Here is a 4,357-nt window from a genome sequence, read left to right on the forward strand (position 1 = left end):
CATAAAAAGTTAGAAAAAATCTAGTTAGCTAATAACTAACCTCTGTACTTCTTTAGTCTCACTTACTATCTTTGTTATCCCCATTGCTTTAAGCAATGAGAAAATGATACTCAGAATCACAGTAGGTACCCAGGATAAAAGACGGGTAATTGTTACCAAAGGCATAAATAAGCTTAAAGATATGGCTATTGGGATGAATTTCTCATAAGATTTCATGCGTTCTGTTAAATCATTTATTAGATTCTGGAATTCCTCTCTGAATTTAGCAATTGCTAACCGACGTTGAGATGCCGGTAATTGTTCTCCAATCATACGCTTTTCCATCTGTTCCTGTAACTTCTCGATATAGAACTCAGGTATTGAGAATCCCTCTTCCTTTATATGCGCTGAATAACCAAAGTATAAACTACCACAGGCTATAAGTATAAGAACCATGCTCAACAAAGCTTGTCCTTCACTAATAGGGCGTACAGAGAATTTAATACGTTGATTCAATTCCTTATCGATACTTATAGTATAAAATATTGCAATTAGGAAATACACTATAACTAGTACGCAGTTAATTATTGACACTTTCCATCCAAGTAACATTGCTAATCCTGAGAGTGCAAATGCAATTATTCCAACCCGAATAGGTTTTACTAATGCAGCAACCAAGCCAGAACTTATCATTACAGCAAACAAAGCTCCTAAAAACCAAAACAGTAAAATTGGGAGTTCTTTGGAAGGGGAAAGTAGCAACTCATAGGATTGTCCAATTTGCTTACAGATTATTCCGAAAAAATATCCAGCACCAATCAGTAATATAATAAAGAATGATACCTTAAACCATTTACTTATATTCTTATTCTCATCTTTACTCATTTTACTTAACTCCTTTCTTATAGAATGTTTTTTATAAGAATATTTCCTATGTATATTTATAGACAAGATTATAATATATAATCTGTACTATTAGGGATAGAAATTTACAATTTAATAAAACTTCTTCCAATTAAAGGTCTATAATTAAACCTGCTCTTGAGTAAAGCTAAAGGACTTGATGTTAACCTATACTGTTAACAATTCATATAATTTTTTCTAATTGTTACTTGATTTTGATTCTTGACGACTTAACTACAGTAGAGTATATTGAAAAAGATTCAAAGAATCTATAATTAAAGGGGGTTAAAGAATGAGTGTTGAATCTTCTAAAAAAATTCATAAAAAAGAATTGAAAAGGTTTCATTATAAAGTTAAACCAATTAAAAAGGGATATAATGACCGGACTTTATATATAAATCTTTCTAATAATGAAATCCTGAGTAAGCCAGTTACTGAAGAAATGAAAAAAATATTTATTGGTGGGCGGGGTTTTGATCTGTGGTTGTTATGGAACTCTATAGATAAGGAAACAAAATGGGACGATCCAAAGAATGAGTTATGTATAGCGTGTGGACCCCTTGGTGGTAATCCACTTTATCCAGGTAGTGGTAAAAGTATAGTTGTCACGATTTCCCCATTGACCCAGTCAGTTATGGACTCTAATGTTGGTGGCTATTTTGGTTCATATCTTAAATTCGCAGGATGGGATGCATTAGAAATTCAAGGTAAGGCTGAAAAAGATGTTGTTATAGTAATAGATGGTGATGAGGGTATCATAAGTATTGAGAGTGCAGAAAATTTTCCAGATAATACATACCTTCTTGGTGAATTTCTCGGTAAACATTATGGTGAAAAAAATCTTAAAGCTATTTCAACTGTAACAGCTGGATTAGGAGCGAAAAACACTTTAATGGGTTGTCTCAACTTTTCCTTTTATGATACTGTTCGAAAAACATTTCGTTACAAACAAGCTGGTAGAGGTGGAACTGGAACTGTTTTAAGAAATAAAAATATAAAAGCAATTGTTGTTAAATTTTCAAAAGTTACTTCAGATATAAATCATCCTGCTGATTTAGATAGGGCAAAAAAGGTGGGAAGAGAATATATCAAAGAAATCAAAAAGCTTGACCCAAAACAGAATGAAATATATAGAGTAGGAACATCTTATATTGTAACTATAATGAATGATTTTGATCTTCTTCCAGTAAATAATTTTAAATTTGGAAGTCATCCGGAAGCTGAAAATCTTGGTAAAGAAGTTTATAGAAAAAAGTTTCACAAAGGTCATGATGGTTGCTGGATAGGATGTCCATTAGCATGTGCACACACAGTTAAAAATTTTACCTTAGAAACGGGTCCATATAAGGGAGAAGCTGTTTGGGTTGATGGACCTGAATACGAAACAATAGCAGGTTGTGGTTCCAACTGGGGGATATTTGATCCAGATTTTCTAATAGAGCTCAATTTTTATTGTGATACCTATGGTTTAGACACTATTTCTTTGGGAACTGCATTAGCATTTGCTATAGAGTGTTACGAAATAGGTCTTATAGATAAAAGTGTAACAGGAGGTTTGAGCCTTCATTTCGGAAATAAGAAAGCTGCCTTAGAGATAATACACCAGATGGCAAAGGGAGATGGCTTTGGCGCTATAGTCGGTCAGGGTATAAAACGTATGAAAAATATATTTAAAAAAGAATATGGATCTGATCCTGGTATTATGCAAGATATTGGAATGGAATCTAAGGGGTTAGAATTTTCAGAATATATTACAAAGGAGTCATTAGCACAGCAAGGAGGATATGGTCTTGCGTTAAAAGGTCCACAGCATGATGAAGCCTGGCTTATTTTTTTAGATATGGTTCATAATTTGATGCCAACCTTTGAGCAAAAAGCAGAGTCTCTCTTCTGGTTCCCCATGTGGAGGACATGGTTTGGACTTAATGGTCTGTGTAAAATTATTTGGAATGATGTAATACCTGAAAATAATAATGAAACTCCAGAACCGGCAAAGATTATGAAACATGTGCAATGGTATGCAGAATATTTTTCAGCTGTTACAGGAAAAGAAGTAGAGCCTAATGATTTAATAAAGATGAGTGAGAAAGTCTATAACTTTCAAAGAGTATTTAACTTAAGGCAAGGTTTTGGTAAAAGAGAACATGATGATATACCATATAGAGCTATGGGACCTGTTACTATAGAAGAATATGAATCAAGACAGGATAGGTATGACAAGCAACTTAAAGAGTTGAATATTATGGATCCTGAAGGAAAGAGTACTGAAGAGAAGATTAAAGCTCTAAGAGAATACAGGGAGAAACAGTATGAAATGCTCAAAGATGCTGTTTACAAACGTCGTGGCTGGACTCCTGAAGGAATACCAACAATTCAAAAGGTTAAAGAATTGGGAATAGACTTTCCAGAAGTTATAGAGTTGATATCTAAATACCAATAACCAAGCAAGTTAATACAAAAAATTACATTAATCAAACTGTTTTCAATAGGTGTTTAAATAGTTTCAGATAATTATATAAATGTTCAGTGATAAGAAAGTTATTCCTGACATACTCTTTTGCTTTCTCTCCCATTTTTTTTGAAATCTCAGGATTTTTTAATAGAAAAATTATCTTTTCAGCACATTCATTTATATTATTTACTAAAAATCCATTTACTCCATTAATTATCTGTATAGGTATTCCTCCAACATTTCCACCTATAACTGGCTTACTCTTCCATAATCCTTCTGTTACTGTGAGTCCAAATCCTTCTCTTATTGATTTCTGAATGATTATATCTGAGGTTACTTGAAAAGCATTTATTTCTTTATTCTCTACACCATCTAAATTAGTTAATAGAAAAATATCCGGGTCTTCTCCAGCATGAGATTTTGTCTTTTCATAATATTCTATTCCTTCTGGATCATCAGTTGCCATAGAACCCGCCATAACCAATTGCACATTTGGAAATTTCTTTTTAACAATTTTATAAGTATCAATAACACCTAAAGGATCTTTCCAAGGATCAAATCTTGATACCTGAAGTATTATCGGACGAGATGTATCTATCCCATAATTTTTAGCTATTTCTTTACTTTCATTAAATTCTAAGGGGTCATTTTTTTCTGCTAATGGGTCAATTGATGGGGTGATTATATTTATTTTTTCTTTACTTAAACCTTCCTTAGCATAATCTTTAAGAGTGAATATATAAGAATCATAGATCTCAATATAAGGTTTAATAAAGTTCCAGAAATTCATGTTTTTATTTGTTAAATCAATATGGCATCTCCATATCCATATTCCTGGATAAGGTACTAAAAAGTGATAAATAGCAGCTGGTTGAGGGTCATGAATTACAATAAAATCATAATCACCTTCAAATTTTTCTGCATTCTTCTTATTGTATTTAAGGTAAATATCTTTCATTTCATTGCTGAGTTTTATTTTCATACCTTGAAGAGCATTATGAAAAGCTTTTGTAACATTGAAAA

Annotated in this window: 3 protein-coding genes; 1 reads left to right on the plus strand and 2 read right to left on the minus strand. The window is 32.3% G+C overall.

The window, feature by feature from the left end; genetic code table 11:
- Nucleotides 1-24: 24 nt before the first annotated feature.
- Entirely contained in the window at nt 25-864 is an 840-nt protein-coding gene (locus tag KKC53_01550; GenBank protein ID MBU2597855.1) for a hypothetical protein, read from the minus strand.
- A 310-nt stretch (nt 865-1,174) separates the two neighbouring features.
- Between KKC53_01550 and KKC53_01555 the strand changes: the two genes are divergently transcribed.
- Nucleotides 1,175-3,322 carry an aldehyde:ferredoxin oxidoreductase gene (locus tag KKC53_01555; GenBank protein MBU2597856.1) on the plus strand — a complete coding sequence of 716 codons (2,148 nt, stop codon included), beginning with the start codon at nt 1,175-1,177 and terminating at the stop codon, nt 3,320-3,322.
- A gap of 31 nt (nt 3,323-3,353) precedes the next feature.
- Here the strand turns inward: KKC53_01555 and KKC53_01560 are convergent.
- Nucleotides 3,354-4,357, minus strand: a 1,004-nt coding sequence (locus KKC53_01560) for a glycosyltransferase (protein ID MBU2597857.1), incomplete at its 5' end; no start/stop codon positions are given.

The sequence above is a fragment of the Actinomycetota bacterium genome (assembly GCA_018830725.1).
Taxonomy (GTDB): Bacteria; Actinomycetota; Humimicrobiia; order JAHJRV01; family JAHJRV01; genus JAHJRV01.